Source organism: Curtobacterium sp. MCSS17_016 (assembly GCF_003234255.2).
In the GTDB taxonomy this organism is placed as follows: Bacteria; Actinomycetota; Actinomycetes; order Actinomycetales; family Microbacteriaceae; genus Curtobacterium; species Curtobacterium flaccumfaciens.
The window spans coordinates 2917502-2941475 of sequence record NZ_CP126254.1; the positions used below are offsets into that span (position 1 = coordinate 2917502).

Sequence of the window (23974 nt, forward strand, 5' to 3'; positions counted from 1 at the left end):
AGGGACGCCGGGTCCGGACGGACGGAGACGACGTGCAAGCACACGCCACCGCCAGGAGCGCAGCATCGGTCAGCCGACGCGGGTTCCTGCTGGGAGCGGGCGGCATCGGGGCGGGCCTCGCGCTCGCCGGATGCGCCCCGATCGGGTCCTCGAGCGCCAAGCCGGAGACCATCACGTTCTACGTGTCGAAGCCCGAGGTCATCGGCTACTTCGACGACGTCATCGCGCAGTTCCACCAGAGCCAGTCGAAGGTCCGGGTCGTGCGCGACTCGACCTCGAGCATGTCCGCGAACTTCGTGCGGAACCGGCCGCCGGACCTCGGCTGCTGGAACTACAACTTCTCGGTCGTGCCGTTCGTCGAGCACGGCGCGCTGACCGACCTGTCCGACCTGCCGCAGGCCGACACCATCAACCCCGACCTGTGGCCACTCATGGAGCAGACCGCCGACTACCCCGGCCGGAAGAGCGCCCTGCCGTACTCGGTGACGGCGGCGTCGGTGATCTACAACAAGGCGCTCTTCGCGCAGCAGGGGCTCGAGGTCCCGACGACGTGGAGCGAGTTCGCCGACGTGTGCGAGCGCCTGACCAAGGCCGGGATCGCGCCGATCTACGGCACGTTCAAGGACAACTGGACGATCGCCCAGGGCATGTTCGACTACTCGATCGGCGGCATGATCGACACCCCGGCGACCTTCGAGGCACTCCGGCGCGAGGGCACGAACGTCGGCAAGGGATCCGCCGTCTCGTTCGAGCGCGACCTGCGGAAGCCGATGGAGCGCATGGTGCAGCTCCGCGCCTGGCACCAGGACGGCGCCGCGAGCCGCGGGTACGGCGACGGCAACCTCGCCTTCGCCCAGGGCAAGGCGGGCATGTACCTGCAGGGGCCGTGGGCCCTCGGCGAGATCGCCAAGACCACGAAGGACATGGACCTCGGCACCTTCCCGCTCCCCGTCACCGACGACCCGGCCGACCGCAAGGTCCGCGTGAACGTCGACCTGGCGCTCTGGATCCCGGAGGCGTCGCGCAAGCAGGAGGCCGCCCGCGAGTTCCTGTCGTTCCTGATGACCAAGCAGGTCAACGACAAGTACAACGCGGACAACAACGGCTTCGGGGTCCGCAAGGACGCTCCCCCGGCGTCGAACCCCGCCCTCCGCGGCATGCAGTCGTACTACGACGACGCAGCCTTCTACCTCGGCGCCTCGCAGCTCATCCCCGCCGAGATCCCGGTCGCGAACTACGCGCAGTCGATCGCCTTCGGCGGCGACCCGCAGCGCCAGCTCCGCACCCTCGACGCCGACTGGGCGCGTCTCGCGCTCCGCACGGCCGCGTAAGGAGACGTCCGAATGGCAACCACGACCACCGAATCCATCACGACGGCGGACCGCCGCCGCCGTGGCGGAGCCGCACCGGGCCTCCAGGCCGGACGACGGGACGGACGACGCAAGCCCCGCGTCGACCCGCTCTTCCTGGCGTTCCTGCTGCCCACCCTGGTGCTCTTCACGCTCGCCATCACGCTGCCGGCCGTGATGGGCATCGTGCTGAGCTTCACGAACTCCGTCGGCTTCGGCGAGTTCCGGTTCACCGGGCTCACCAACTACATCGCGGTGTTCTCCGACCCCGCGATCCTGCAGGCGTACCTGTTCACGCTCGGCTTCTCACTCGTCACCGTGATCGTCGTGAACGCGATCGCGTTCCTGCTCGCCATCGCGCTGACGTCGAAGATCCGCGGCAAGATCGCGCTGCGTGCGGTGTTCGTGCTGCCGATGGTGATCTCGGGCATCGTCATCGCCTACGTGTTCTCGTTCCTGTTCGCGAACAGCCTGCCGGCCTTCGCCACCGCGATCGGCTTCGGGCCGCTCGAGCAGAGCATCCTGGCGAACCCCGACCTGGCCTGGCTGGCGATCGTCGTCGTCACCGCCTGGCAGGCGATCCCGTCGACGCTCCTCATCTACATCGCCGGCGTCCTCTCGATCCCCGGCGAGGTGTACGAGGCAGCAGCCCTCGACGGTGCCAGCGCGTGGCGGCAGCTCATCTCGATCACCGCACCGCTGACGGCGGGCTACATCCTGATCAACCTGGTCATCGGGTTCAAGAACTTCCTGAACTCGTACGACATCATCGTCGGCCTGACCGACGGCGGCCCCGGCACCTCGACCACCAGTGTCGCGATGTCGATCTTCAAGGGCTTCAACGGCGGCGACTACGCGTACCAGATGGCGAACGCCACGATCTTCTTCGTCATCGCGGTCGTCATCGCCGTGATCCAGCTGCGGGCGACCCGCGGGAAGGCAGCGCTCTGATGTCCCTGCAAGCACCCCTGCGACCGGGGACCACCGCGACCGGCAGCATCCGTTCCGTCGACGCCGACCGGTCCTCCGGCTCGGGCAAGGCCGGCCGCGCTCGTTCGAACTGGCCCGTCACCGTCGTCCTCGTGCTGTGCGCGCTGTCGGTGCTCGTGCCGCTGTACGTCACCCTGACGATGGCGTTCAAGACCACCGGCCAGGCCGTCGACGGCAACGCGTTCTCGCTGCCGGCACCGTTCAGCGTCGACGGCTTCGTGCAGGCGTGGCAGCTGACCGACTTCCCGCGGGCGTTCGGGGTCTCGGTGTTCGTCGCCGCGATCACCGTCGTCGGCACGATCCTGCTCGCCTCGTTCACGGCCTACGCGATCGCCCGGAACTGGGACCGCCGGCTGTTCCGCTGGTCGTTCTTCTACCTGCTCGCGGCGATGTTCCTGCCGTTCCCGGTGCTCGCACTGTCGCAGGTGAAGCTCACCGGACTCGCGCACCTGGACAACCCGCTCGGTGTCGCGATCCTGCACGTCATGTTCCAGCTGTCCTTCAGCGTGCTGCTCTTCACGGCCTTCCTGCGGTCGATCCCGGCGGAGCTGGAGGAGAGTGCACGCATCGACGGTGCGAGCACGGGGCAGGTGTTCTGGCGACTCGTGTTCCCGCTGCTGGCACCGATGAGCGCCACCGTCGGCATCTTCGCGTTCCTCGCGTCCTGGAACGACTTCGTGATGCCGTCGCTGATCACCTCCGACCCGGCGCTGCAGACCCTGCCGGTGCTGCAGCAGATGTTCCAGACGCAGTTCAGCAACAACTACAACGTGTCGTTCGCCTCGTACCTGATGGCGATGGCCCCGGCGATCATCGTCTACCTCGTCACCCAGCGGTGGGTGATGGCCGGCGTGACGCAGGGCGCCATCAAGTGACCGACACACACCCCTCGAACGAAAGGCCCGACGTGACCGACACCCTCACCCAGCCCGCCGCCACCTCGCACGACGAGACCTGGTGGCGCCAGGCCAGCGTCTACCAGATCTACCCCCGCTCGTTCGCCGACGCGAACGGCGACGGCATCGGCGACCTGCCCGGCATCACCGAGCGGGTGCCGTACCTGGCCTCGCTCGGCATCGAGGCCGTCTGGCTCAGCCCCTTCTACCCGTCCGCCCTGGCCGACGGCGGCTACGACGTCGACGACTACCGCGACGTCGACCCGCGCCTCGGCACCCTCGACGACTTCGACCGGATGGTCGAGGCACTGCACGCCGCCGGTATCCGGGTGATCGTCGACGTCGTCCCGAACCACACGAGCGACCGGCACGAGTGGTTCCGCGAGGCCCTCGCAGCACCCAAGGGCTCCCCCGCCCGCGACCGCTACGTGTTCCGCGACGGCACGGGGCCGTCCGGCGAGGAATCCCCCGCCGACTGGATCTCGATCTTCGGCGGCCCGGCCTGGACCGCCGTCGGCGACGGCCAGTGGTACCTGCACAGCTTCGCGAAGGAGCAGCCCGACCTGAACTGGGCGAACCGCGAGGTCCGCGACGACTTCCTGCACACCCTGCGCTTCTGGTCCGACCGCGGCGTCGACGGGTTCCGCATCGACGTGGCCCACGGCCTGGCGAAGGACCTGGGCGAGACCCTGCCCACCTGGGCCGAGCTGGCCGAGATGCCGAAGGACGGTACGCACCCGCTCTGGGACCGTGACGACGTGCACGAGATCTACGCCGAGTGGCGGACGGTCTTCAACGAGTACACGCCGGCCCGCACCGCGGTCGCCGAGGCCTGGGTCCCCGCCCACCGCCGCGCCCGCTACGCCAGCGCCGAGGGGCTCGGTCAGGCGTTCAACTTCGACCTGCTCGAGGCCGACTTCGACGCCGGCCAGTTCCGCACGATCATCGAGTTCAACCTCGGCCTCGCCGAGCAGTCCGGCTCGTCGACCACGTGGGTGTTCTCGAACCACGACGTCGTCCGGCACGCCACCCGCTACGCCCTGCCGCCCCGCGCCGGCGGCACCGACAAGCAGGGCAGCGCCTGGCTGCTCGCCGGTGGCTCGCAGGACGCGCTCGACCGGTCGCTCGGCCTCCGTCGCGCACAGGCCGCGACGCTGCTCGAGCTCGCCCTGCCCGGCTCCGCCTACCTGTACCAGGGCGAGGAGCTCGGCCTGCACGAGGTCGGTGACATCCCGGACGCCGACCGCCAGGACCCGGCCTTCTTCCGCAACCCGGGCGTTGACGTCGGTCGTGACGGCTGCCGCGTGCCGATCCCGTGGACGCGCACCGGTTCGTCGTTCGGCTTCGGCCCGGACGGCTCGCACCTGCCGCAGCCGGCGTGGTTCGCCGACTCCAGCGTCGAGGCCGAGGACGCCGACCCCGACTCCACCCTGAACCTGTACCGGAAGGCACTCGGCCTGCGTGGCCAGCTGCAGTCCGAGGAGCAGCTCGAGTGGATCGAGACCGGCCGCGACGACGTGCTCGCGTTCCGTCGGCCGAACGGCTGGACGAGCGTGACGGTCTTCGGCGACGAGCCCTTCGCGCTGCCGGCCGGCGAGCTGCTGCTCGCCTCGGCCCCGGTGGTCGACGGCGCCCTGTCGGGCGTCGGGACGGCCTGGTTGCGTTCCTGACGCGACCCGCGCCCTGGGCGCGACCGGATGACGGACGGGAGGCGCGGTGCCAGCTGGCACCGCGCCTCCCGTCCGTCTGTCGGGGCGTACCTGGGCGAGACGGGCGTACCCGGCGGAAACGGGCGTACCTGCCGGAAGCGGGCGTACCGGGTCGAAAGTTCCGACCAGGTACGCCCGTTCTCGCATCCCATCGCGGCCGTTCTGGGAAGGAAGTCCCGGTAGGGTCGCCGCATGAGCGGGGCGAGCATCAGCGTGCAGGACTTCGTGATGCGGTTCGGGGACCGCAACGTGGTCGACGGGCTGTCGTTCGACGTCGCCCCCGGGGAGACGTTCGGGCTGCTCGGCAGCAACGGCTCCGGCAAGACCACGACGATCCGGGCCCTGCTCGGCATCACCACCCCGACGGCGGGCACGCTGACGATCGACGGCCGTCCCTACCGACCGGCCACCGGCGGCATCGGCTACCTGCCCGAAGAGCGCGGGCTGTACCGCAAGGAGTCCGTCATCGACGTGATGACCTACTTCGGGCGCCTGCGCGGGCTCCGCGGTGCCGAGGCGACCGCGTGGAGCATGGACTACCTGGCACGGGTTGGTCTCGCAGACCGTGCGAAGCTGCGCGTCGACAAGCTGTCCGGCGGGCAGCAGCAGAAGGTGCAGCTCGGCATCACGATCATGGACCAGCCGCGGCTGCTCATCCTCGACGAACCGACCAAGGGCCTCGACCCCGTGAACCGGCGGCTCCTGCTCGACCTGGTCGACGAACGGAAGGCCGACGGGGCGACCGTGGTCCTCGTGACGCACCACATGGACGAGGTCGAACGACTCTGCGACCGCATCCTGCTGCTCAAGGACGGCCGGGCCGCCGCGTACGGATCCGTGCCCGACGTGCAGGACGCCTTCGGCGGCGCCGTCGCCCGCGTGGGGCTCGACGGCCCCGTGCCGAAGTCACCGCTGTACCGGCTCGCCCGTCACGAGGGGCACGTCGCCTACCTCGTCCCGACCCAGGCCGCCGCTCCGGACGGTGCGGACGTCCTGGCAGAACTGGTCGCGGCCGGGGTGCACGTCACCGCGTTCGAGATGCGCCGGATCCCGCTCGACGAGATCTTCGTGCAGGTCTACGGGCACGACGCCCTGGCTGCGGCGTCGACCGACGGGGCAGCGGCATGAGCAACCTCGGCACGGTCGTCCGGTTCGAGTTCGTCCGCGCGGTCAAGAAGCCCGCGTTCTGGATCGGGACCCTCGCGCTGCCGGTCGTCATCGTGGTCGTCTCGTTGCTCGTGGGCATCGGGCAGGCCGCCGGCACCAACTCCGTGGTGTCCGGGTCGTCGGCCACCAAGACCCCGTTCCACTACGTCGACGAGTCCGGCCTGGTGTCGGAGTCCGTGGCCGCGAAGTGGGGCGGGACCCCCTCCACCGACGCCGCCGCCGACCGCGCAGCCGTTCGATCCGGTGACCTCGACGCCTTCATCGCGTTCCCGTCGTCGCCGTCCACGACGGCCATCCGGGTCGACGCCGCCGACCGCGGACTCTTCGCGAACGGGGTCTACTCGTCGCTGGCCGAGCGGGTGCTCGAGCAGAGCGTCGCCGCCTCGGTCGACGACCCCGAGACCGTGCAGCTGCTCCGCAGTCCGCCCGCCACCGACGTCACCACCTACGCGGACGGCCGGGTTGCCCCGGGCTGGCTGTCCGTCGTGCCGCCGTTCCTGTTCGTCGCCGCGTTCTTCGGGCTCGTCATCCTGCTCGCCGCCCGGATGGTCACCGTCGTGGTCGAGGAGAAGGAGAACCGGATCTCCGAGATGATCCTGACCACGGTGACCGCGGGCGACCTGATCCGCGGCAAGGTCATCGCGATGCTGCTCGTCGGCTTCGTGCAGGTCAGCGTGTTCGTCGTGCCCGGCCTGGTCGGGCTGCTCGTCGCGTTGCCGCTGGTGTCGTCGCAGCTCGGTGGGCTGACCGTCGACCCGTGGCGGATGGTGACCGGGGCGCTGCTGCTCGTCGGCGGGGTGCTGCTGGCGTCCGGGCTGTTCGTCGCCGTCGGGGCCGCCGTCCCGTCGATCAAGGACGCCTCGGCCCTGCAGTCGGCGGCGATCTTCGCGCTGATCATCCCCCTGTACGCGGCGTTCTTCGTCATGACGACGCCGACGTCGCCCGTCGCGCAGTTCTTCACGTACTTCCCGACCTTCACGCCGATCACCGCGATGGTGCGGAACGCCGTCGGTGCCCTGACCGTGACGGAGTCGGTGGTCTGCATCGTCGAGGTGTTCGTCGTCGCCGGGCTGCTGCTGTGGTTCGCGGAGTACCTGTTCCGGCACTCGGTCGCGCAGTACGGGTCGAAGGTGACCGTGCGGCAGATGCTGTCGTGGCGGCGGGGGCGGCGGGGCTGATCCCCGCCGATCAGCCGGCGGCGATGCGGCGGAGCGCGTCCAGGTGGGCGGCCCAGACGGCCCGACCCGACGCGGTCAGGGTGATCGACGTGCGGGGCGTCTTGCCCACGAACCCCTTCCCCACCGACACGTAGCCGGCCGCCTCGAGCGCGGAGACCTGCTTGCTCAGCACCGAGTCGCTGACCTCGACCGCGTCCCGCACCTCGCGGAACCCGAGGGTGCCCGCGCGGGTCAGGGCGGCGATCACCGAGAAGCGCACGGGGTGCTGCAGCAGGTCGTCGAGCTCGTGCCGCGGGTGCACCCGGTCGGTGGTGCTCACGAGCGGGCCTCGCGCGCCGCACACACCAGGGCGACCAGCAGCACCAGCCCCGAGGTGATGCCCGACCAGAGCACCGAGCCGTGCACCCACCCGACCACGGCGATCGCCGCCAGGTAGGTGACCGCCCAGCTGGCGATGTAGACGGTCCAACGGCGGCTCCGGGCGAAGGCCGAGCGGCCGCGGATGCTCACCATGAAGAACACCACCAGGGCGAACAGGGCCACGAGGGTGCCGACGTAGACGGCGGCGAACGCGTCCCCGGTCGTGAGCCCCATGCCGAGCGTGCCGAGCGACGTCGCGACGCCGAGCGCGGTGATGAACGTGACGTACGGCCAGCGGACGGCGTCGTGCGCGCGTCGACCGATCCGGTCCGCCTGGTCGAGCAGTCGGGCCGCCTCGGCGGGTCCGGGTCGTGCGGTGGTGTTGTCCATGGTGTCCCCTCTCGTAGACACCAGTGTTGCAAGTACTTTCCAGTTTGGCAAGTGCTTTCCAAAACGGGGAACTCACCGCTGCACTCAGACGCGGGCGGGTGCCTCGTCGAGGTCCCACGACGGGACGGCGTGCCGCTTCCAGCCCTGGCGCAGGGTGTTCGCCGCGCGGTCGAACTCGACCAGGACGTCGATGTGCGGGCGGACCAGCATCTGGATCTGCAGCCCCTCGTAGACCGAGAGCAGCTGGGTCGCAGCCTGGTACGCGGGGATGCCGGCCTCTTCCGAGCCCTTGTCGAAGTCGCGCTGCAGCCCGACGGTCAACTGCTCGGCGTACTCCTCGAACCGCTTGCGGAACAGTTCGGCGAACCCTGACTCCGAGCTGGCCACGGTGATCAGCCCCGCGAGTACCCGGACGAGGCCGGGGTCGGCGACGTCCTCGGCCAGGGTCAGGCGGACGTGCTCGATCGTGCACGTCGGCGGGTTCTTCCGCCGGGTCCCCCGCAGCTGCGCCCACCGGTCGTAGGTGACCAGGAGCAGGGCGTGCCAGGTCGGGAACAGCCGCTCGACGGTCTCGAGCGGAATACCGGCCACCTCGGCGACGACCGCCGCGTCGACGGTGTCGAACGGGTGCAGCCGGTAGGCACGGATGGCCGCGCGCACCGTGCGCTCTGCGAGGGACTCGTCGTCCTCGACGCGTTCGCCGTGCAGGGGTTCCATCCGACCATTGCAGCGCATTCCGGGCCGTTTGTCTCGTCCCAGAGCGGGGGCCGTGCTCCGGGCCGCGTCAGCGCGTCGTGATCACGGCGGTCAGCCGACGGTGACGGGCGCCGCCGGCGGGCGGACCCGCTGGCGCATCCACACGAAGAACCCGGTCAGCGTGAAGACGCCGTAGAAGACGTACATCAACCCGGAGGCGTAGTACCCGGCCGAGAACAGCAGCGGCACGCCGACCAGGTCGACCGCCACCCAGATGAGCCAGAACTCGACCCACCCCTTCGCCATGCCGTACGTGGCGAGCAGCGATCCGACGAAGATCCACGCGTCGCTCCACACCGGCTCGTAGGACCCGAGCGCGCGGAAGACGGGGGTCAGCAGGGCGGTGCCGCCGACCATGCCGACGACGAGCAGCAGACGGGTCCGCCAGGAGGCCCAGCGCGGGTCGATCACGGTCGTCGCGTCCTCGGGGCGGTGCGTCCACCGGTACCAGCCGTAGATGCTCACGATGATGAACATGACCTGACGGCCGGCCTGCCCGAGCAGGTTGACGGGGTTCGGGGTGTCGAAGAGCGCGCCCATGAAGACGGTGAAGAGCAGGGCGTTGCCGACCAGTCCGACCGGCCAGGCCCAGACCTTCCGGCGCATGCCGCCGAGGGCACTGAGCAGCCCGAAGACGTTGCCGATCACCTCGCGCCAGAGCACCGTCTGGTCGCCGATGACGATCTGCGCGTCGAACAACCAGCGCACGACGTCCATGGGCCCTCCTCGTTTCCGGACGGTGCAACGACGCCGTGCGTACCGGCATTCCTTCTGTGATCGCTCTGCACACGCGGAGCGCGCACCCAGAAACCGGGGTACAAACCGTGTCCTCTCTAGCGGGGACAAAAATGACCCCTGTTCTGGGGTCCGGGTGAACGCTCGTTCTCGCTTGTCGGCACTTTGGGGGACAGGTAACGTCGACACCAGAGCGAGTCCAGCCCGCCCGAGCAGCAGCACATGCGCTCCGAGGCCCGGCGACCGCTCTCGGCACCGGTCAGCCGCGACCCCCTCCAACCACTGGGTCGATGACAACCTCCCCACCGGACACGACGCCCGAATGTCCCCGGTGGGCTTCAGCGTGCCCGGAGCACGCAGGAACGGATCCACCCCATGCACAAGATCGTCACCGGTGCCATCGCCGGCGCAGCAGGCGTCGCACTCCTCCTCGGCGGTGCGGGCACGTTCGCCCTCTGGAACGCCAGCGCCTCGAGCGCCGCGTCCGCCGTGAGCGCCGGCACCCTGACGCTGAGCGCCAACAACGACGGTGCATGGACCGACATCACGAACGGTCGTTCCACCGCGATCGACCCGACGAAGGCCCTGATGGTCCCGGGCAACACGTTCCAGTTCACCCAGACGCTGAACATCGGTGCGACCGGCCAGGACCTCAAGGCGAACCTGACCTACGCCAACCAGAGCATCACCGGCGACGCCGCGCTGCTCGCCGCCACGACGAAGACGCTGGCCGTCACGTCGACGAGCGCCTCGGTCGTGCAGTCCTCGTCGAACACGAACACCTTCGTGGTCTCGCCGTCCTCGTCGACGTCGACCGTCAAGGTCGTCTTCACGGTGACGCTCCCCGCATCGGCGACCACCGGTCAGGGCGGCTCGATCAACCTCAGCGCGCTGGCCTTCACGCTGACCCAGACCGCGATCGGTTCCTGATCCCCCGATCGCACCCCACCGACCACGACGACCAGGAGCACGCACATGACCGCCACATCGCGGACGACGGGACGCCACCGCGCAGCCCGACGGTACCGCTGGGTGTGGCCGGTCGCGATCGCCCTGGTCGTCGCGGTCGGAACGGCGCTCCTCGGCGCCGGCGGCACGTACGCCCTCTGGAACGGGACCGCCAGCACTGCAGCCACCACGGTGCGCTCCGCCACGGCGACCGTCACCGTCGGCAGCACCACGGCGATGAACACCGCGGTCCTCGGGCCGGGCACGAGTACCACCGGCACCTTCACGGTGCGGAACACCGGGTCGGTCCCCCTGTCCATGCGCGTCACGACGACGGCCTCGAAGTCGTCCGTCGCGGCGGCGACCGGTGAACTGACGCTCCGCCTCGCGATGGTGTCCTCGACCGCGAAGTGCGTGCCCGGGCTCACCGGCACGAGCGCGCGGCTCGCCACCTTCGACACCGGCACCGGGTCCTTCACCCTGCCGGCCGGGGTCAGCGGCATCGCCTGCCTCGAGATGGCCCTCGACGCCGACGCCCCGCAGACCGTCGCCGGCGCCACCACCGACTTCACCCTCACCGTCACCGGAACGCAGGTCTCCGCATGAACCGCCGCCTCCGGCTCCTCGTCGCCGTGCTCCTCACCGCCGTGTTCGTCGGTGGCACCTCGAGCGCCGCGTGGGCACTGTGGAGCGCGTCGGGCACCACCGCGGCGAGCACCACGGTCGGCACGGTCGCGGCGTCCATCAGCGGCACGAGCGCCCTCACCACGGCGTTCTCGTCGAGCGTCACCTCGACGACGAAGCCGATCACCCTGACCGACTCGGGCACCCTCGCCGGCACCGCCACCACCACGGTCTCCGTCGTGTCCGGCAGCTCGACCGCGCTCGCCAAGGCCGTCACCGTCGTCGCCTGGCCGGTCGCCTCGACCGCGGGCTGCACCACGAGCACGGCCGTCGGCACCGGGTCCGTCACCGGCACCTGGGCGTCGCTGCCGAGCATGAGCGCGAAGCTGGCCGCCGGCGCCTCCGCCGTCTGGTGCACCCGCAGCACCCTGCAGTCGTCGGCTCCGGCCGGCTCGACCGCCAAGGTGAACGTCAACCTCACCGTCACGAGCGGCACCTGGACCTCGGGCATCGTCGCCGGCGGCTTCACCCTGTCCACCCCGGCAGCGACCGTCGACACCACGCCCTCGCTGGTCTGCACGGACCACGGCGGTTGGTACGTCGAGATCCGGTGGGACGCCGCGAACCGGCCGATGGACACCTGGTACGGCGCGTTCGTCGGCTCGACCCCGGTCGGGCAGAAGGCGCAGGACTACTCCGCGTTCATCACGATCGCCCCGCCGGACGTCCCCGCGAGCGCCGGCACCGCTGGCACGCTGACCGTCACCGTCAAGGTGCTCGACAGCGCCGGCAACCCCACGAGCACCGTCGCGGGCACCGGCAAGGTCACGCTCTTCACGCAGGACAACGGGGCGGCGATCCGATGCGGCGCATGAGCACCCCCACCCCGCGCTCCGGCTGGCGCGCCGTCGTCCACGCCGTCGTGCTCGGTCTCAGTACCGGACTCCTGCTGCTCGTCGCGGCCCTGGCGGTCGTGCTGATCGTCGTGCCGAAGGCCACCGGCTCGATGCCACTCACCGTCCTGACGCAGTCGATGGAGCCGACACTGCCGCCGGGGACCCTGCTCGTGGTCCGTCCGACCCCGATCGACGACATCCGGGTCGGCGACGTCGTGACCTACCAGATCGTGTCCGGCCAGCCCGCGGTCGTCAGCCACCGCGTGGTCTCGGTGTCGTCGTCGTCGGACGGCGAGCGGACCTTCGTGCTCAAGGGCGACAACAACGCCGAGGCCGACCCGGCACCGGTCACCGCCGTGCAGATCCGTGGCGTGGTCTGGTACTCCGTGCCGGAGATCGGCATCGTCAACCAGGTCGTCAACGGGTCGCGGAGCTGGCTCATCCCCGCGGTCGCCGGCGTGCTCCTGACGTACGGGGCAGTGATGATGACGGCGGGCTTCGTGAGCGCCGCACGTCGTCGACGCGCTGGCACGAGCCGCGCCGGCACGAGCCGCACCGGCACCAGCCACGGACGCCGCAGCGCAGCGCACCACGTCGAGCGGACCACCACCGAGAACACGACCACCACCCGGTCTAGGCTCGGTGGACGTGACGGACGGAGTGCAGCGGGCGCGGGAGCTCCTCGACGCAGCGGCCCGACGGCTCCGCGCCGCGGACGTCCCGGACGAAGCACTCGGCGAGTACGTGCAGCCGAAGGCCGTCCTCGGGATCCGTCGTGACCCGACGATGCGACCCCTCGGCCGGGTGTGGCGGGTCGGAGCACTCCTGATCGGGTCGTCCCCCGAGACCGCCGGCCGTGTCTGGGCCACCGGGTCGATCACCCGTGTCACCGAACCCGGTCGGTCGCAGTACCAGTCGGTCTCCGCCGAGGTCCGTCGCGCCTACCGCGCCGCCGCCGCGAAGGGGCACTTCAGCGCCGGTGACACGGTGAACCACGGCGCCGTCCCGATCCCCGTCGACGACTCCCTGGTCGGCGCCGAGGGCGTGCTCGTCGTCATCGACGACGTGCCGTCGGTCCGGTGGTCCCCGACCGCCGGCGCCGCGGTCCCCCTCGCCGACTACCTGGACGACCGCGTCGGGCTGCTCGTCGATCCCCCGCGGGGCGCGACCGACTGAGGCGGCCACGGCCACGGAATCGCACGGTGCGGGGTTCGTCGTGCGGTGCCGGGTCACCCCACCCGTGCGAACTTGCCCGCCCCGTGCCCCGCCACGACCGCGCACCCAGCCACCTCCGCCGCCCGGACCCACGAACCACGCACCGTGCGGCTCCGGGTGAGCCCCGAGTACGCGACCACGGAGCCGCACCGTGCCGGGTTCGTCGTGCGGTGCCGGTTCCTCGCGCATGCGCACGGTGCAGCGGCGGCAACTCCGTGCGCGTTCCCGCTCCCGGTGCGAGCTCGTGCCCAGAGCCACACAACCGCACCGTGCCGGATCTCCTGACCCGTGCGAACTTGCCCGCCCCGTGCCCCGCCACGACCCCGCACCGAACCACCTCCGCCGCCCCCACTGACGAACCCAGCACCGTGCGGCCCGCCACCCGGAACCCAGCACCGTGCGGCCCGCCACCCGGAATCCCGCACCGTGCGGCCCGCCACCCGACGTCCCGCACCGTGCGTCCGCGGCACCCGAACCCGGCACCCGAACCGGCCACCCGCACCCCGCAGCCCGTCCGCCGAACGCGATCCGGGCCTCCAGTTCGACCGGACCGAACACGCGCCTGTCGCGACGTCACCCGGTCCCGATAGTGTCGGAACGTGAGCAACGAGGCATTCGACGACCGCTACGAGCTGCGCGAGTTCGCGCCCGGGACGGACGACAAGGGGGCACCGAACGCCGAGACGGCCGCGTGGATGCAGGCCGTCGGGATGGGCTTCCACGAAGCCGACCCCGACGCCGAGGGCGCAGCCCGCATGGCGTCGCACTTCATCGCCGACGAAGAGACGTTCCTCGGGGTCTACGTGCGCGAGCCGTTCCCGGGGTCCGTCGACGAGACGTGGCCGGCCGGCACCTTCACGTGGTTCCGCAAGGCGCTGAGCTGGGGTGACGGCTCCTCCGTCGACACCCAGGCGATCTCCGCGGTCACCGTTCGCCCGACCGAGCGTCGCCGCGGCATCCTGCGCCGGATGATGACGCACGCGCTCGAGCGCGGGGTCGCCGAGGGCTACGCCGTCGCGTCGCTGACCGCGTCCGAGGGCACCATCTACCGCCGCTTCGGCTTCGGCTGCGCCATCCGCGAGCGTGCTGTGCACGTCCGCCGTGAGCGCGCGCTCCCCCTGCTCGCCCCGACCTCCGGCACGGTGTCGGTCGTCACGCCGCAGTGGCTGGCCGACGGCCCGGGCAAGGCGGTCTTCGACCGGTTCCACGTCCGCACCCCCGGCTCGATGGTCCGCAACACCGGCACCTGGCCGATCGCGTTCGGCCTGCTCGGGCACGACGGGCAGAAGGCGAAGGACGTCCGTGCGGCGGTGCACCGTCCCGACGGCTCCGACGAGATCGACGGCTACGTGACCTGGCGCGTCAAGGAGGATCGCGGTTCCGACACCGCGCTCGAGATCGTCGACCTGGTGTACGCGGACGACCAGGCCTACACCGCCCTGTGGGAGTTCCTGCTCTCGGTCGACCTCAACGACGTCGTGAAGTACAACCGCTCCCGCCTCGACGACCCCATCGTCGCGGCGCTCGGCGACAACCGTGCGTACGACGTCGACCACGAAGAGGACCACGTCTGGCTGCGCGTGCTCGACGTTCCCGCGGTGCTGGCCTCGCGGCCGTTCGCCGTCGACGGGTCGCTGACACTCGGGGTCACCGACGCGCTCGGCTTCACCACCGGTACGTACCGCCTCGACGTCCAGGAGGCCCGTGGCACCGTCACGCGCATCGCCGACGACGTCGACGTGGCCGGGTCTGACGTCCAGCTCGACGTCGCAGAGCTCGGTGCGCTGCTGATCGGGTCAGTCTCCCCCGTCACCCTGGCCGCCGCGGGGCTCGTCCGCGCTGCGGACCCGGCGTCGGTGGAGCTGCTCCGCGCGATGCTGCTGCCGCCGCGGACGCCGCACGGCATCACGTACTTCTGATGGACGTCGCCCGGGTGGTGGGGCGCGCGCGTCAGGTCGTCTCCGTCCTGGCGTCCCCCACCCTGCGAGCAGCGGTGCTCGGCGGGAGCCCCGTCGATGACCGCACCCGGGCAGCGATCGACTCGTTCGACTGGCTCACCGACGACGGTCCCGACGCGTCGGTGCTCGGTCGGACGTCACGCGAACTCCAACGGCTGCAGTCGCCGGCAGCAGTGCTCGAGTTCGACCGGATCGAGCGGATGCCGGTGAAGGACGTCGAACGACATGCGCTGTCCGTCCGGATCGTGGAGCTGGTGTTCGAGCGACTCGGACAGGAGCGAGCCGTGCCGGAGGCCGTCCTGAACGCGGCCATCGGCATGTTCGCGACCGATGTCTCCGTCGTGCGCCGGGATGCCGTGGACCTCGGCGTCCTGACGCGCACCGACGACGGTTCGGTCTACCGGTTGAGGGTCGACCGCCCGGCCTGAAGCTGCTGGCCCGTTCCGTCTCGTGCGAGGTAGGTCCCTCGGTGTGAGGTTGTTCCGCCGCACGGGGCGAACAACCTCGCACCGTGCGAGCGGCCCTACGCCCGGCGCCGCACTCGCGGGTCGACGAACGCGTAGACGATGTCGACGATCACGTTCGCCGTGACGATCAGCAGCGCCGAGAACAGCGTGAAGCCGACGACCACCTGCAGGTCGAGGGTGTGCACCGCGTCGATGAGCAGCGCGCCGAGGCCCTGCATCGAGAACACCTTCTCGGTGATGACCGCACCACCGAGCAGCGACCCGAGGTCGAGCCCGAACAGCGTCACGACGGGCAGGATCGCCGTCCGGAGCCCGTGCCGCACGACGACCTGTCGCTCCCGCAGCCCCTTGGCCCGGGCGGTCCGCACGAAGTCCTGCGACATCGACTCGAGCATCTCGCCACGGGTCAACCGGGCGTAGATCGCAGCGCTGATGAAGGCCAGCACGCACCACGGCAGGATCAGGTGCGTGAACCAGCCGACCGGGTCGTCGCCGAAGGCCACGTAGCCGCTCGTTGGCAGGATCCCCAGCACGAACCCGAACAGCAGGATGCCGAGCAGCCCGACCAGGTACGCCGGGGACGAGACACCGGCGACCGCGACCGTCATGACGGCCCGGTCGACGAAGGTGCCGCGGCGCAGCGCTGAGACGGTGCCGCCGAACACCCCGGCGACGAGCCACAGCACGGCAGCGCCCACGGCGATCGAAGCGGTGACGGGCAGGCGCGCCAGGATCAGCTCGGTGACGCTCTCGTGCAGCTGGAACGAGTACCCGAAGCACGGCGCCGCGCACTCGATGACGCTGTTGCCGCTGCCGAAGGTCCGGCCGGTGAAGATGCCGGCCAGGTAGGCGCCGAACTGCGCGAGCCAGGGCTTGTCGGTGCCGAGGAACGCCTGGACCTCTCGCAGCCGGTCCGGCGTGCAGGGCTTGTCGCAGATCGCTCGGGCCGGGTTGGTCGGCAGGAGCATGAAGAGCGCGTACGTGATGGCCGCGACGACGAGCAGCACGACGGCGGCCCCGAGCACGCGGATCGCCAGGAAGCGCAGGGTGGCGGCGTTCACGCGGTGCCCCCTCGCGGGTCGAGGGCGTCGCGCAGGGCGTCACCGAGCACGTTGAAGGCGAGGGTGATGAGGAACAGTGCGGCTCCGGGGAACACGAGGTACATGGGGTCGGTCTGCACCCAGCCGATGGCGTCGCCGATGCTGCGACCCCACGACGGCGTCGGCGGGTTGACGCCGACGGCCAGGAACGAGAGCGCGGCCTCGGCACCGATCATCGACGGGATCGAGATGGTGGCGTAGACGGTGATCGTCGCGGCGAGGTTCGGCAACAGCTGCGAGCGGATGACGTGCCACCGGCCGGCACCCATCGCGGTGGAGGCCACGACGTAGTTCCGGCTGACGAGCGACAGCGTCTGCCCCCGCACGACACGGGCCACGGCCGGCCAGCCGAAGAACCCGATGACGAGCACGACGAGCACGGGCTTCGGGAACGTCGAGGGCACGATCGCGGTGAGGGCGATCATGAACACGAGCGACGGGAACCCGAAGATCACGTCGACCACCCGCGAGAGCACCCGGTCGTACCAGCCACCGAAGAACCCGGTCGTGACGCCGACGAGCACGCCGATGACGATCGACACCAGGGTCGCTGCGAGCCCGATGCCGAGCGACGTCCGCGCACCGTACGTGACGATCGAGAACAGGTCGCGCCCGGTCAGGGGCTCGACACCGAACCAGTGCTCGCCGCTGATGCCGCCGCCCGCACCCCGGGGCGCACCGAACGAGTTGAGCGCGTCGATGTCGTACGAGTACGGGTCCTGCCCGGACGCCTTCGCGATGAGCGGGGCCGCCACGGCGACCACCAGGAACACCGCGATGACGACGGCCGAGGCCACCGCCCAGCGGTCCTGCCGGACGCGTCGCACCACGGCCCGGAAGCCGGTCGTGCGGCCGGACGGTGCGACCGGTCGGTCGACGACGTTGGCCGTCACGAGGCCACTCCTTCCCACGCGCGCCACGACTCGCGGCGAGCGGCCTGTCGCACGGGATCGGCGACGGGCGCTGCGGCGAGGAGCATGCGCGTGTAGTCCTGTTGCGGGTCGTCGAGCACCGCGTCGGTGCTCCCCCGCTCGACGACCCGGCCGTCGCGCAGCACGATCACCTGGTCGGCGAGCTGGCGGACGACGGCGAGGTCGTGGCTGATGAGCAGCATGCCGAAGCCGAACTCCCGCTGCAGCCCGGCGAGCAGGTCGAGCACGGCGGCCTGCACCGTCACGTCGAGTGCCGAGGTCGGTTCATCGGCGATGACGAGTGCCGGCCGCAGTGCGAGCGCACGCGCGACGGCGACGCGCTGCCGCTGGCCGCCGGACAGCTGGTGCGGGAACCGCTCGGCCCACGTCGGGTCGAGCTGCACGGCGGTCAGCAGTTCACGGACCCGTTCGGCCCGGTCGGCGGCGGAGTCGGTGCCGTGCACGAGGAGCGGTTCCGCGATGCTCCAGCCGATGGTCTGCCGCGGGTTGAGCGACGACGCCGGGTCCTGGAACACGATGCCGACCCGACTGCGCAACTCGCGCAGTCGTCGTCCGCGAGCGGTGCGCAGGTCGCTGCCGTCCACCTCGACCGAGCCGGCGACGACGGGCACCAGGCCCGCGAGCGCGCGCCCGATCGTGGACTTGCCGGAACCGGATTCGCCCACCAGGCCGACGGTCTCGCCGGCATGCAGGTCGAGGTCGATGCCGGACACGGTCGGTCCGCCTCGGCGCGAGTACCGCACGGCGACGTCGCGCAGGCGCGCCACGGACTGCCTGGAGGCGCGACTCGCGTCGTCGACGTCGGCCAACGCCGAGACGGTGCTCGCGTCTGCGGACAGATCGCGGCTTGCCGGAGCCGAGTCCGGTCCGGCAGGCCGAGTCTCGGTCGACGCGAGCTGCTCGTCGGACGCGGGACGCGCCTCCAGGCTGGGGACGGCCGCGAGGAGCTCGCGCGTGTAGTCGGCAGTCGGGTGGGCGAAGACCTCGGCGACGGTCCCGTGCTCGACCGGGTCCCCGCGGCGCAGCACCAGCAGGTCGTCCGCGACGTCCGCGACCACGCCCATGTCGTGGGTGATGAGCAGCACCGCGAGGGAGCGCTCGCGGCCGAGCCGCCGCAGCAGGTCGAGGATGCCGGCCTGCACGGTGACGTCGAGGGCGGTCGTGGGCTCGTCGGCGAAGAGTGCGACCGGGTCACCGGCCAGGGCCATCGCGATCATCGCGCGCTGGAGCTGGCCGCCGGACAGTTCGTGCGGGTAGGCCTTCCGGATGCGCTCCGGGTCGGTGAGCCCGGCGTCACGGAGCAGTTCGTCGACGCGTGCCCGGACGCCTGCGCGGTCGAGCCCGGTCGGGTGCGCTCGGACGGCCTCGGCGATCTGGGTGCCGATGGACAGGACCGGCGTGAACGAGTTCATCGGCTCCTGGAACACCACGCCGATGCCCGCACCCCGGACGGCGCGGACCGTCTCGACGGGGGCACCGATGAGTTCCTCGCCACGGAACCGGGCGCTGCCCGACACCGAGGCCTGCGGCGGCAGGAGCCCGAGCACGCTCATGGCGCTGACGGACTTGCCCGAGCCGGACTCCCCCACCAGGGCGAGGACCCGGCCGGGCGTCAGGTCGAAGGAGACGTCACGGACGACGGGCTCCGCGTCGCCGAACGCGACGCGGAGCCCCTCGACCTGCAGGATCGGTTCGGTCACTGCTTGAGCGAGACCTTGAGGTAGTTCGGGTACGCGGGGAAGTCCGCGATCTGGAAGTTCTGCACGTTCGAACCGGCCAGGAAGGACTGCTTCGCGTAGATCAGCGGCACGACCGGGGCGTCGGCCATGATCTTCTGGTCCGCCTGGGCCCAGAGCTTCTGCGCGTCGTCCTGGTCGACCGTGGAGCTGGCCTTCTCGATGAGGGCGTCGACCTCGGGGTTGCTGTACTTCGAGACGTTGTAGCCGCCGCCACCGATCTGCGACGAGTCGTACAGGGGCTGCAGGTTGGCGTTCGCGCTCGGGAAGTCCGGCTGCCAGCTCGACAGCGACAGGTCGAAGTCGGTGCCGTTGGTGGTCGCCTGCGTGAAGGAGTCGTAGTCGAGCGGCTTGAGCGTCACGGCGATGCCGGCACGCTTCAGGCCGGACTGCAGCGCCTGGGCCTGGGCGAGGTACGTCGGGTCGTTCTGGGTGACCAGGGTCAGCTTCAGGTTGCTGACGCCGGCCTCCTTGAGCAACTCCTTCGCCTTGTCGACGTCACCGGTGGCCTTCGTCTTGTACAGGTCGTAGTCCTGGCGTCCGGCGATGCCCGGGGTGATGAGCGTCGAGGCGTACGAGCCGGCGATCGCGCCGCCGGCGGCGATTCGGAAGGACTTGCGGTCGACCGCGTACTGCAGCGCCTGGCGGACCTTGAGGTCCTTGAGCTCACCGCGCTGCGTGTTGATCGCCATGTAGCTGATCGGGCCGGCCTTCGAGGTGGCGAGGCGGTCCTGGGCGGCCGGGTTGCTGCGGACCTGGTTGAGCTCGGCGGCACCCAGGTAGATGGCGCCGAACGAGTTCTTGGCGTCCCCGTTGTCCGCGATGAGCGTCTGCGTCGCCGTGGACTGGTCCTGGCTCTCCTTGAAGACGATCTTCGACGGGCCGGCGGTGCGGACCTCGTCGGTCTTCGCGCTCCAGTTCTCGTTGCGGACGAGCGTGACCTGCGAGCCCTGCGTGTTCGACTGCACCTGGTACGGGCCGGACGCGACCGGCTTCAGGTCGTAGGCGCCGGTGTCCTTGCCGTCGCCCTCGGGCACCGGGGTGAACGCGGGCATCGACGCGAGCCACGGCCAGTCGCCGTACGCGTCGTTCAGCTTGAACACGATGGTCTTGTCGTTCGGGGTCTCGATGCTGTCGAGGGACTTGCCGTCGAACGGGCCCTTGTAGGAGTCACCACCGACCAGGAGCGACTTGTGGTAGCTCAGGCCACCGCTCAGGGTCGGCGCGAACGAACGCTCGATGCCCCACTTGATGTCCTTCGTGGTGATCGGCGTGCCGTCCTGGAACTCGACGCCGTCCTTCAGCGTGTAGGTCCAGGTCTTGCCGTCGTCGCTCGAGACCCCGGTGTTGGTCGCCAGGTCGGGGACGACCTTCGCCGTCTTGCCCGGCTCGACGTCCCACGTGGTGAGCCGTCGGGCGACGAGGCCCATCGACGTGATGCCGAGGCTCTGGCTGGTCGCGGGGTCGAGGTGGAACGAGGTCTGCGGCGTCAGGATGTTGAGCGTGCCGCCCTTCGCCGTGCCCTCGGCGCCGTCGTCGGACGAACCCCCACCCGAGCAGCCGGTCAGGACCAGGGCTGCTGCTGCGGCGACGGCCGCGGTGATCGTCAGGCGGTTGGGGCGTCTCATGACGGTGCTGCTCCTCGGGGAAGGGGGTCGCGATCGCGGTGGCGGTCGCTGCGACGGCGGAACGGTTCACCCGCCGGGCGGCGTCCATCCTGACACCGCGACGGTGGCCCGTCCGAATCTCGCGTGCGTCGGACGACGCACGACGAAACATTGCAAGCGCCGGACGCCGTCCCGCTATTCCCGATGCGTTCGCACCGCAGTGCGTCAGCGGTCGAAGAGCCCACCGAGGAAGTCGTTGCCGAGGTTCGACGCCTGCTCGCCGAGCCCGGACGCCTGCTCTCCGAACCCCGCGGCCTGCTCGCCGAACCCGCCGAGGAGCTGCTCGCCCTCGCCGAGGACGCCCTCGACGCCACCGCTGAGGTCACCGAGCCCGAGGTCGCCCATGCCCGAGGCGATGCCCTCGAAGTCCACGCCGAGGTCGGCCGCCCCTGCCAGGACCGGACCGGCGGCAGCGCTCAGCACCGCTCCCCCGGCCACCGCGGCGGCGAGGCCACCGAACGCCATCGCGCCGGCACCGACCGCTGCACCACCGGCGAACGCCCCGGCGCGTCCGCGGCCGTTGCCGTTGCCCGAGCGGCCGGAACCGCCGAGGACCCGTCGGACCAGACCCGGACGCGACATCTCTCCGCGGGTCATCGCACGGGCCATGCCGCCCGCCGAGTCGTCGCGCAGGTGCTCGTGGGGCGGGAGCTCGGAGTTCAGGCGGTCGCGGACCTGCTGACGCTGCGCGGGGGTGAGCCGCGCGAAGGCGTCGTGGTGGACCTGCTCGAGCTGCTCCGGCGACGAGGTGCGGAGCAGGTAGTCGTACTTCGCCAGGGCGACCTTGTCGGCGTCGGCCCCGTGCTGCGGCGTGCCGGCGTGCTGCGGCTGGCCGTACTGCTGCGGCTGGCCGTACTGCTGCGGCTGGCCGTACTGCTGCGGCTGGCCGTACTGCTGCGGCTGGCCGTGCTGCTGCGGCGGCTGCTGCTGGTTCCGGTCGTCACCGGTCAGCTTGTCCGCGGCGCTGCGCACGATGCCGCGCCAGTCGGTCCCGCCCTGCTGCGATCCGGCGCCGGGCACGGTTCCCCCCTGCCCACGCTTCTGGAGCTGCTTGTCGATGACCTTGGAGGCCATGCCGATGATGCGGTTGAGGTTCGCCATGCCCCAACCTTTGCGTCCTCACATGTGGACGACCGGTACCGAGGCGGGGGTTCGCCAGGGCATCCGATGGGGATCCGCTGTGAGAGTCGATCTGCATATCAGCGGACACATGCACGTAGGCTGGCTCCGGTCGCGTCACCGCCGGAACGCGACCTGGGCGAAAGCGTGAGGCCCGGGACTGCGACAACAGTTCCGGGCCTCGATTCGCCTTCCGAGTGGAAAGCCAAGGGATGCATCAACCATCCCGAGTCCAACGCTCGGAACCGATGGTAGCCGAGCCCGCTCGGCGACGCATCCCTCGGCCGAAGCTCCTCGTGTCAGCCGGCGACGACACCAGGAGGTCAGCGATGTCGAACGACACCGATGATCGGTCCAGGCGTCGGGTGCCCTGGCTGGGGATCGCGAGCTTGCTCGTGACCGTGGTCAGGCTCCTGATCGACCTGTCCCGCAAGGACTGAGGACCCGGGTGTCCCGCACCACAGCCGGTGGTGCGGGACACCTGTCCATCGCGTCAGGACAGGATGCGGGCCAGGAACGCGTTGCGGAACCGGCCGGTGGGGTCGAGGTCACGCGCGAGTGCGGCGAAGTCGGACAGCCGCGGGTACGCCTCGTGCAGCCGCTCGGCACTGGCCGCGGAGGCCTTGCCCCAGTGCGGCCGCGGGTCGAACGGTGCCAGGACGTCCTCGATCCGGGCCACCGCCGCGGCCACGGCGGCGGCGTCCCGGCGAAACGTGAAGTGCAGGCCGACCGACTGTCGTCCGGACGACGGTGCGAGCCACGCGGTGTCGGCCGCGATGGTGCGAACCTCGGCGGCGATGAGGATCGGGGCGAACAGCGACGCCAGCGGTCGGAGCGCCTCGAGCGCCGCCACCGCCGAGGCAGCTGGGATCAGGTACTCCGCCTGGATCTCGGCCCCGGTCGACGGGGTGAACGAGGACCGGAAGTGCGGCAGCCGCTCCGACCACGGCCCCTGCACGCCGCCCTGCTCGGTGACCCCGGCAGGGTCGTTCTCACCCGGGTGCACCGGACCCGAGGCCGCACGGGCTCCGAGGGCCACGAGGTCGACGGTCGGTGCGGCCTCGTCGACGCGGTGCTTGACCCAGACCTGCCGGGCACCGCGGTCGTCGAACGACGTGAACATCGACACCGAGTACGCGTCGGACATCACCTGGTCGAACCGCGCGGCGACGGCGTCCCACGGCAGGTCGAGGTGCACCGTCGTGGCGACCTGGAACGTCGGCTCGATCGCGAGCTCCACCGCCGTGACGACACCGAGCGCGCCGATCCCGACCCGGTGGGCGTCGAGCAGCCCGTCCGGCGACGAGGCGTCGACGTGCGCGAGCTCACCGGAGGCGCGGACGACGTCGAGGCCGACCACCGCCTGCGCGAGCGACGGGTTCCGCACACCGGAGCCGTGCGTGCCCGTGGCGACGGCCCCGGCCGTGGAGATGTGCGGCAGGGACGCGAGGTTCCCGAGTGCCCAGCCACGGGCCTCCAGACCGGCCGCGACCTGGCTGTGCGTCATGCCGGCCGCGACCCGCACGACGCGACGCGACGTGTCGATGTCGAGCACGGGCGGCAGGTCCGACAGTGACACCTGGACGGCATCGGTGTCGGCGATGGTGTTGAACGAGTGTCGCGAGCCGAGCGCCGTCAGGCGCGGCGTCGAGGCGACGAGCTGCCGGAGCTCGTCCACCGACGTCGGCCGGGCCAGCGCCGAGGCGCGGTAGGTGACGTTGCCCGCCCAGTTGGTGCGGGTGCGCTCGGCCGCGATCACGTCGTCCATCGTGGGTCCTGACT

23 protein-coding genes are annotated in these 23974 nt (G+C 70.9%); 13 read left to right on the plus strand and 10 right to left on the minus strand.

The window, feature by feature from the left end; all coding sequences use genetic code 11:
• The first annotated feature begins 32 nt into the window (after positions 1-32).
• The 6 genes from DEJ19_RS13765 to DEJ19_RS13790 all read left to right on the plus strand — a co-directional run bounded on the left by DEJ19_RS13765 (position 33) and on the right by DEJ19_RS13790 (position 7289).
• Positions 33-1331 carry an ABC transporter substrate-binding protein gene (locus tag DEJ19_RS13765; RefSeq protein WP_110865282.1) on the plus strand — a complete coding sequence of 433 codons (1299 nt, stop codon included), beginning with the start codon at positions 33-35 and terminating at the stop codon, positions 1329-1331.
• Between the two features lie 12 nt (positions 1332-1343).
• On the plus strand, positions 1344-2300 hold the full coding sequence (locus DEJ19_RS13770) for a carbohydrate ABC transporter permease (RefSeq protein WP_111087341.1): 957 nt from the start codon (positions 1344-1346) through the stop codon (positions 2298-2300).
• Positions 2300-3214, plus strand: coding sequence for a carbohydrate ABC transporter permease (locus tag DEJ19_RS13775; protein WP_111087340.1), 915 nt, complete (start codon positions 2300-2302; stop codon positions 3212-3214). The genes DEJ19_RS13770 and DEJ19_RS13775 overlap by 1 nt, the downstream gene beginning before the upstream one ends.
• Before the next feature lie 32 nt (positions 3215-3246).
• The gene (locus DEJ19_RS13780; RefSeq protein ID WP_111234207.1) at positions 3247-4905 is read left to right on the plus strand and encodes a glycoside hydrolase family 13 protein; all 1659 of its coding nucleotides are present in this window, start codon (positions 3247-3249) and stop codon (positions 4903-4905) included.
• Between the two features lie 231 nt (positions 4906-5136).
• Positions 5137-6072 (plus strand): ABC transporter ATP-binding protein, encoded by a 936-nt coding sequence (locus tag DEJ19_RS13785; RefSeq protein ID WP_071404266.1) that lies wholly within the window; start codon positions 5137-5139, stop codon positions 6070-6072.
• Positions 6069-7289, plus strand: a complete 1221-nt coding sequence (locus tag DEJ19_RS13790; RefSeq protein WP_111029939.1) for an ABC transporter permease — start codon at positions 6069-6071, stop codon at positions 7287-7289. The genes DEJ19_RS13785 and DEJ19_RS13790 overlap by 4 nt, the downstream gene beginning before the upstream one ends.
• A 10-nt stretch (positions 7290-7299) precedes the next feature.
• Here DEJ19_RS13790 and DEJ19_RS13795 read toward each other — a convergent pair whose 3' ends face one another.
• The 4 genes from DEJ19_RS13795 to pnuC form a co-directional block, all read right to left on the minus strand.
• A complete protein-coding gene (locus tag DEJ19_RS13795; RefSeq protein WP_111022077.1) occupies positions 7300-7608 on the minus strand; it encodes a winged helix-turn-helix domain-containing protein in 309 nt (102 codons plus the stop codon).
• On the minus strand, positions 7605-8039 hold the full coding sequence (locus tag DEJ19_RS13800) for a chemotaxis protein CheY (RefSeq protein WP_111022076.1): 435 nt from the start codon (positions 8037-8039) through the stop codon (positions 7605-7607). Before DEJ19_RS13800 ends, DEJ19_RS13795 begins: the two co-directional genes overlap by 4 nt.
• A gap of 84 nt (positions 8040-8123) precedes the next feature.
• A complete protein-coding gene (locus DEJ19_RS13805; RefSeq protein WP_111234206.1) occupies positions 8124-8756 on the minus strand; it encodes a hypothetical protein in 633 nt (210 codons plus the stop codon).
• A 90-nt stretch (positions 8757-8846) separates the two neighbouring features.
• Positions 8847-9512 carry a nicotinamide riboside transporter PnuC gene (gene pnuC / locus DEJ19_RS13810; protein WP_111234205.1) on the minus strand — a complete coding sequence of 222 codons (666 nt, stop codon included), beginning with the start codon at positions 9510-9512 and terminating at the stop codon, positions 8847-8849.
• Between the two features lie 393 nt (positions 9513-9905).
• Here pnuC and DEJ19_RS13815 point away from each other — a divergent pair, with 393 nt between their 5' ends.
• From DEJ19_RS13815 to DEJ19_RS13845, 7 genes are all read left to right on the plus strand, one after another.
• A complete protein-coding gene (locus tag DEJ19_RS13815) occupies positions 9906-10460 on the plus strand; it encodes an alternate-type signal peptide domain-containing protein (protein WP_071404262.1) in 555 nt (184 codons plus the stop codon).
• Positions 10461-10505: 45 nt separating this feature from the next.
• The gene (locus DEJ19_RS13820) at positions 10506-11084 is read left to right on the plus strand and encodes a TasA family protein (RefSeq protein WP_111095952.1); all 579 of its coding nucleotides are present in this window, start codon (positions 10506-10508) and stop codon (positions 11082-11084) included.
• A complete protein-coding gene (locus DEJ19_RS13825) occupies positions 11081-11977 on the plus strand; it encodes a hypothetical protein (RefSeq protein WP_111095951.1) in 897 nt (298 codons plus the stop codon). The genes DEJ19_RS13820 and DEJ19_RS13825 overlap by 4 nt, the downstream gene beginning before the upstream one ends.
• Positions 11974-12777, plus strand: coding sequence for a signal peptidase I (locus tag DEJ19_RS13830; protein ID WP_258370928.1), 804 nt, complete (start codon positions 11974-11976; stop codon positions 12775-12777). The genes DEJ19_RS13825 and DEJ19_RS13830 overlap by 4 nt, the downstream gene beginning before the upstream one ends.
• Complete coding sequence (locus DEJ19_RS13835; RefSeq protein WP_110865289.1) at positions 12743-13174, plus strand: hypothetical protein; 432 nt, start codon at positions 12743-12745, stop codon at positions 13172-13174. Before DEJ19_RS13830 ends, DEJ19_RS13835 begins: the two co-directional genes overlap by 35 nt.
• A gap of 638 nt (positions 13175-13812) precedes the next feature.
• The gene (locus DEJ19_RS13840) at positions 13813-15132 is read left to right on the plus strand and encodes a GNAT family N-acetyltransferase (RefSeq protein WP_051596857.1); all 1320 of its coding nucleotides are present in this window, start codon (positions 13813-13815) and stop codon (positions 15130-15132) included.
• On the plus strand, positions 15132-15599 hold the full coding sequence (locus DEJ19_RS13845) for a DUF2087 domain-containing protein (RefSeq protein WP_110865221.1): 468 nt from the start codon (positions 15132-15134) through the stop codon (positions 15597-15599). The genes DEJ19_RS13840 and DEJ19_RS13845 overlap by 1 nt, the downstream gene beginning before the upstream one ends.
• Before the next feature lie 95 nt (positions 15600-15694).
• On the opposite strand, the gene DEJ19_RS13850 is transcribed toward DEJ19_RS13845, so the two are convergent.
• The 6 genes from DEJ19_RS13850 to DEJ19_RS13875 form a co-directional block, all read right to left on the minus strand.
• Positions 15695-16699 (minus strand): ABC transporter permease, encoded by a 1005-nt coding sequence (locus DEJ19_RS13850; protein ID WP_110865220.1) that lies wholly within the window; start codon positions 16697-16699, stop codon positions 15695-15697.
• A complete protein-coding gene (locus tag DEJ19_RS13855; RefSeq protein ID WP_111234314.1) occupies positions 16696-17631 on the minus strand; it encodes an ABC transporter permease in 936 nt (311 codons plus the stop codon). The genes DEJ19_RS13850 and DEJ19_RS13855 overlap by 4 nt, the downstream gene beginning before the upstream one ends.
• Positions 17628-19370 carry a dipeptide ABC transporter ATP-binding protein gene (locus DEJ19_RS13860; protein ID WP_111234313.1) on the minus strand — a complete coding sequence of 581 codons (1743 nt, stop codon included), beginning with the start codon at positions 19368-19370 and terminating at the stop codon, positions 17628-17630. The genes DEJ19_RS13855 and DEJ19_RS13860 overlap by 4 nt, the downstream gene beginning before the upstream one ends.
• Positions 19367-21034 (minus strand): ABC transporter substrate-binding protein, encoded by a 1668-nt coding sequence (locus DEJ19_RS13865; protein WP_111234312.1) that lies wholly within the window; start codon positions 21032-21034, stop codon positions 19367-19369. The genes DEJ19_RS13860 and DEJ19_RS13865 overlap by 4 nt, the downstream gene beginning before the upstream one ends.
• A gap of 204 nt (positions 21035-21238) precedes the next feature.
• Positions 21239-22174: a cation-transporting ATPase gene (locus DEJ19_RS13870; RefSeq protein ID WP_146250738.1), complete on the minus strand. Its 936-nt coding sequence runs from the start codon at positions 22172-22174 to the stop codon at positions 21239-21241.
• A 511-nt stretch (positions 22175-22685) separates the two neighbouring features.
• Positions 22686-23960, minus strand: a complete 1275-nt coding sequence (locus DEJ19_RS13875) for an FAD-binding protein (protein WP_111234311.1) — start codon at positions 23958-23960, stop codon at positions 22686-22688.
• Positions 23961-23974: the final 14 nt, after the last annotated feature.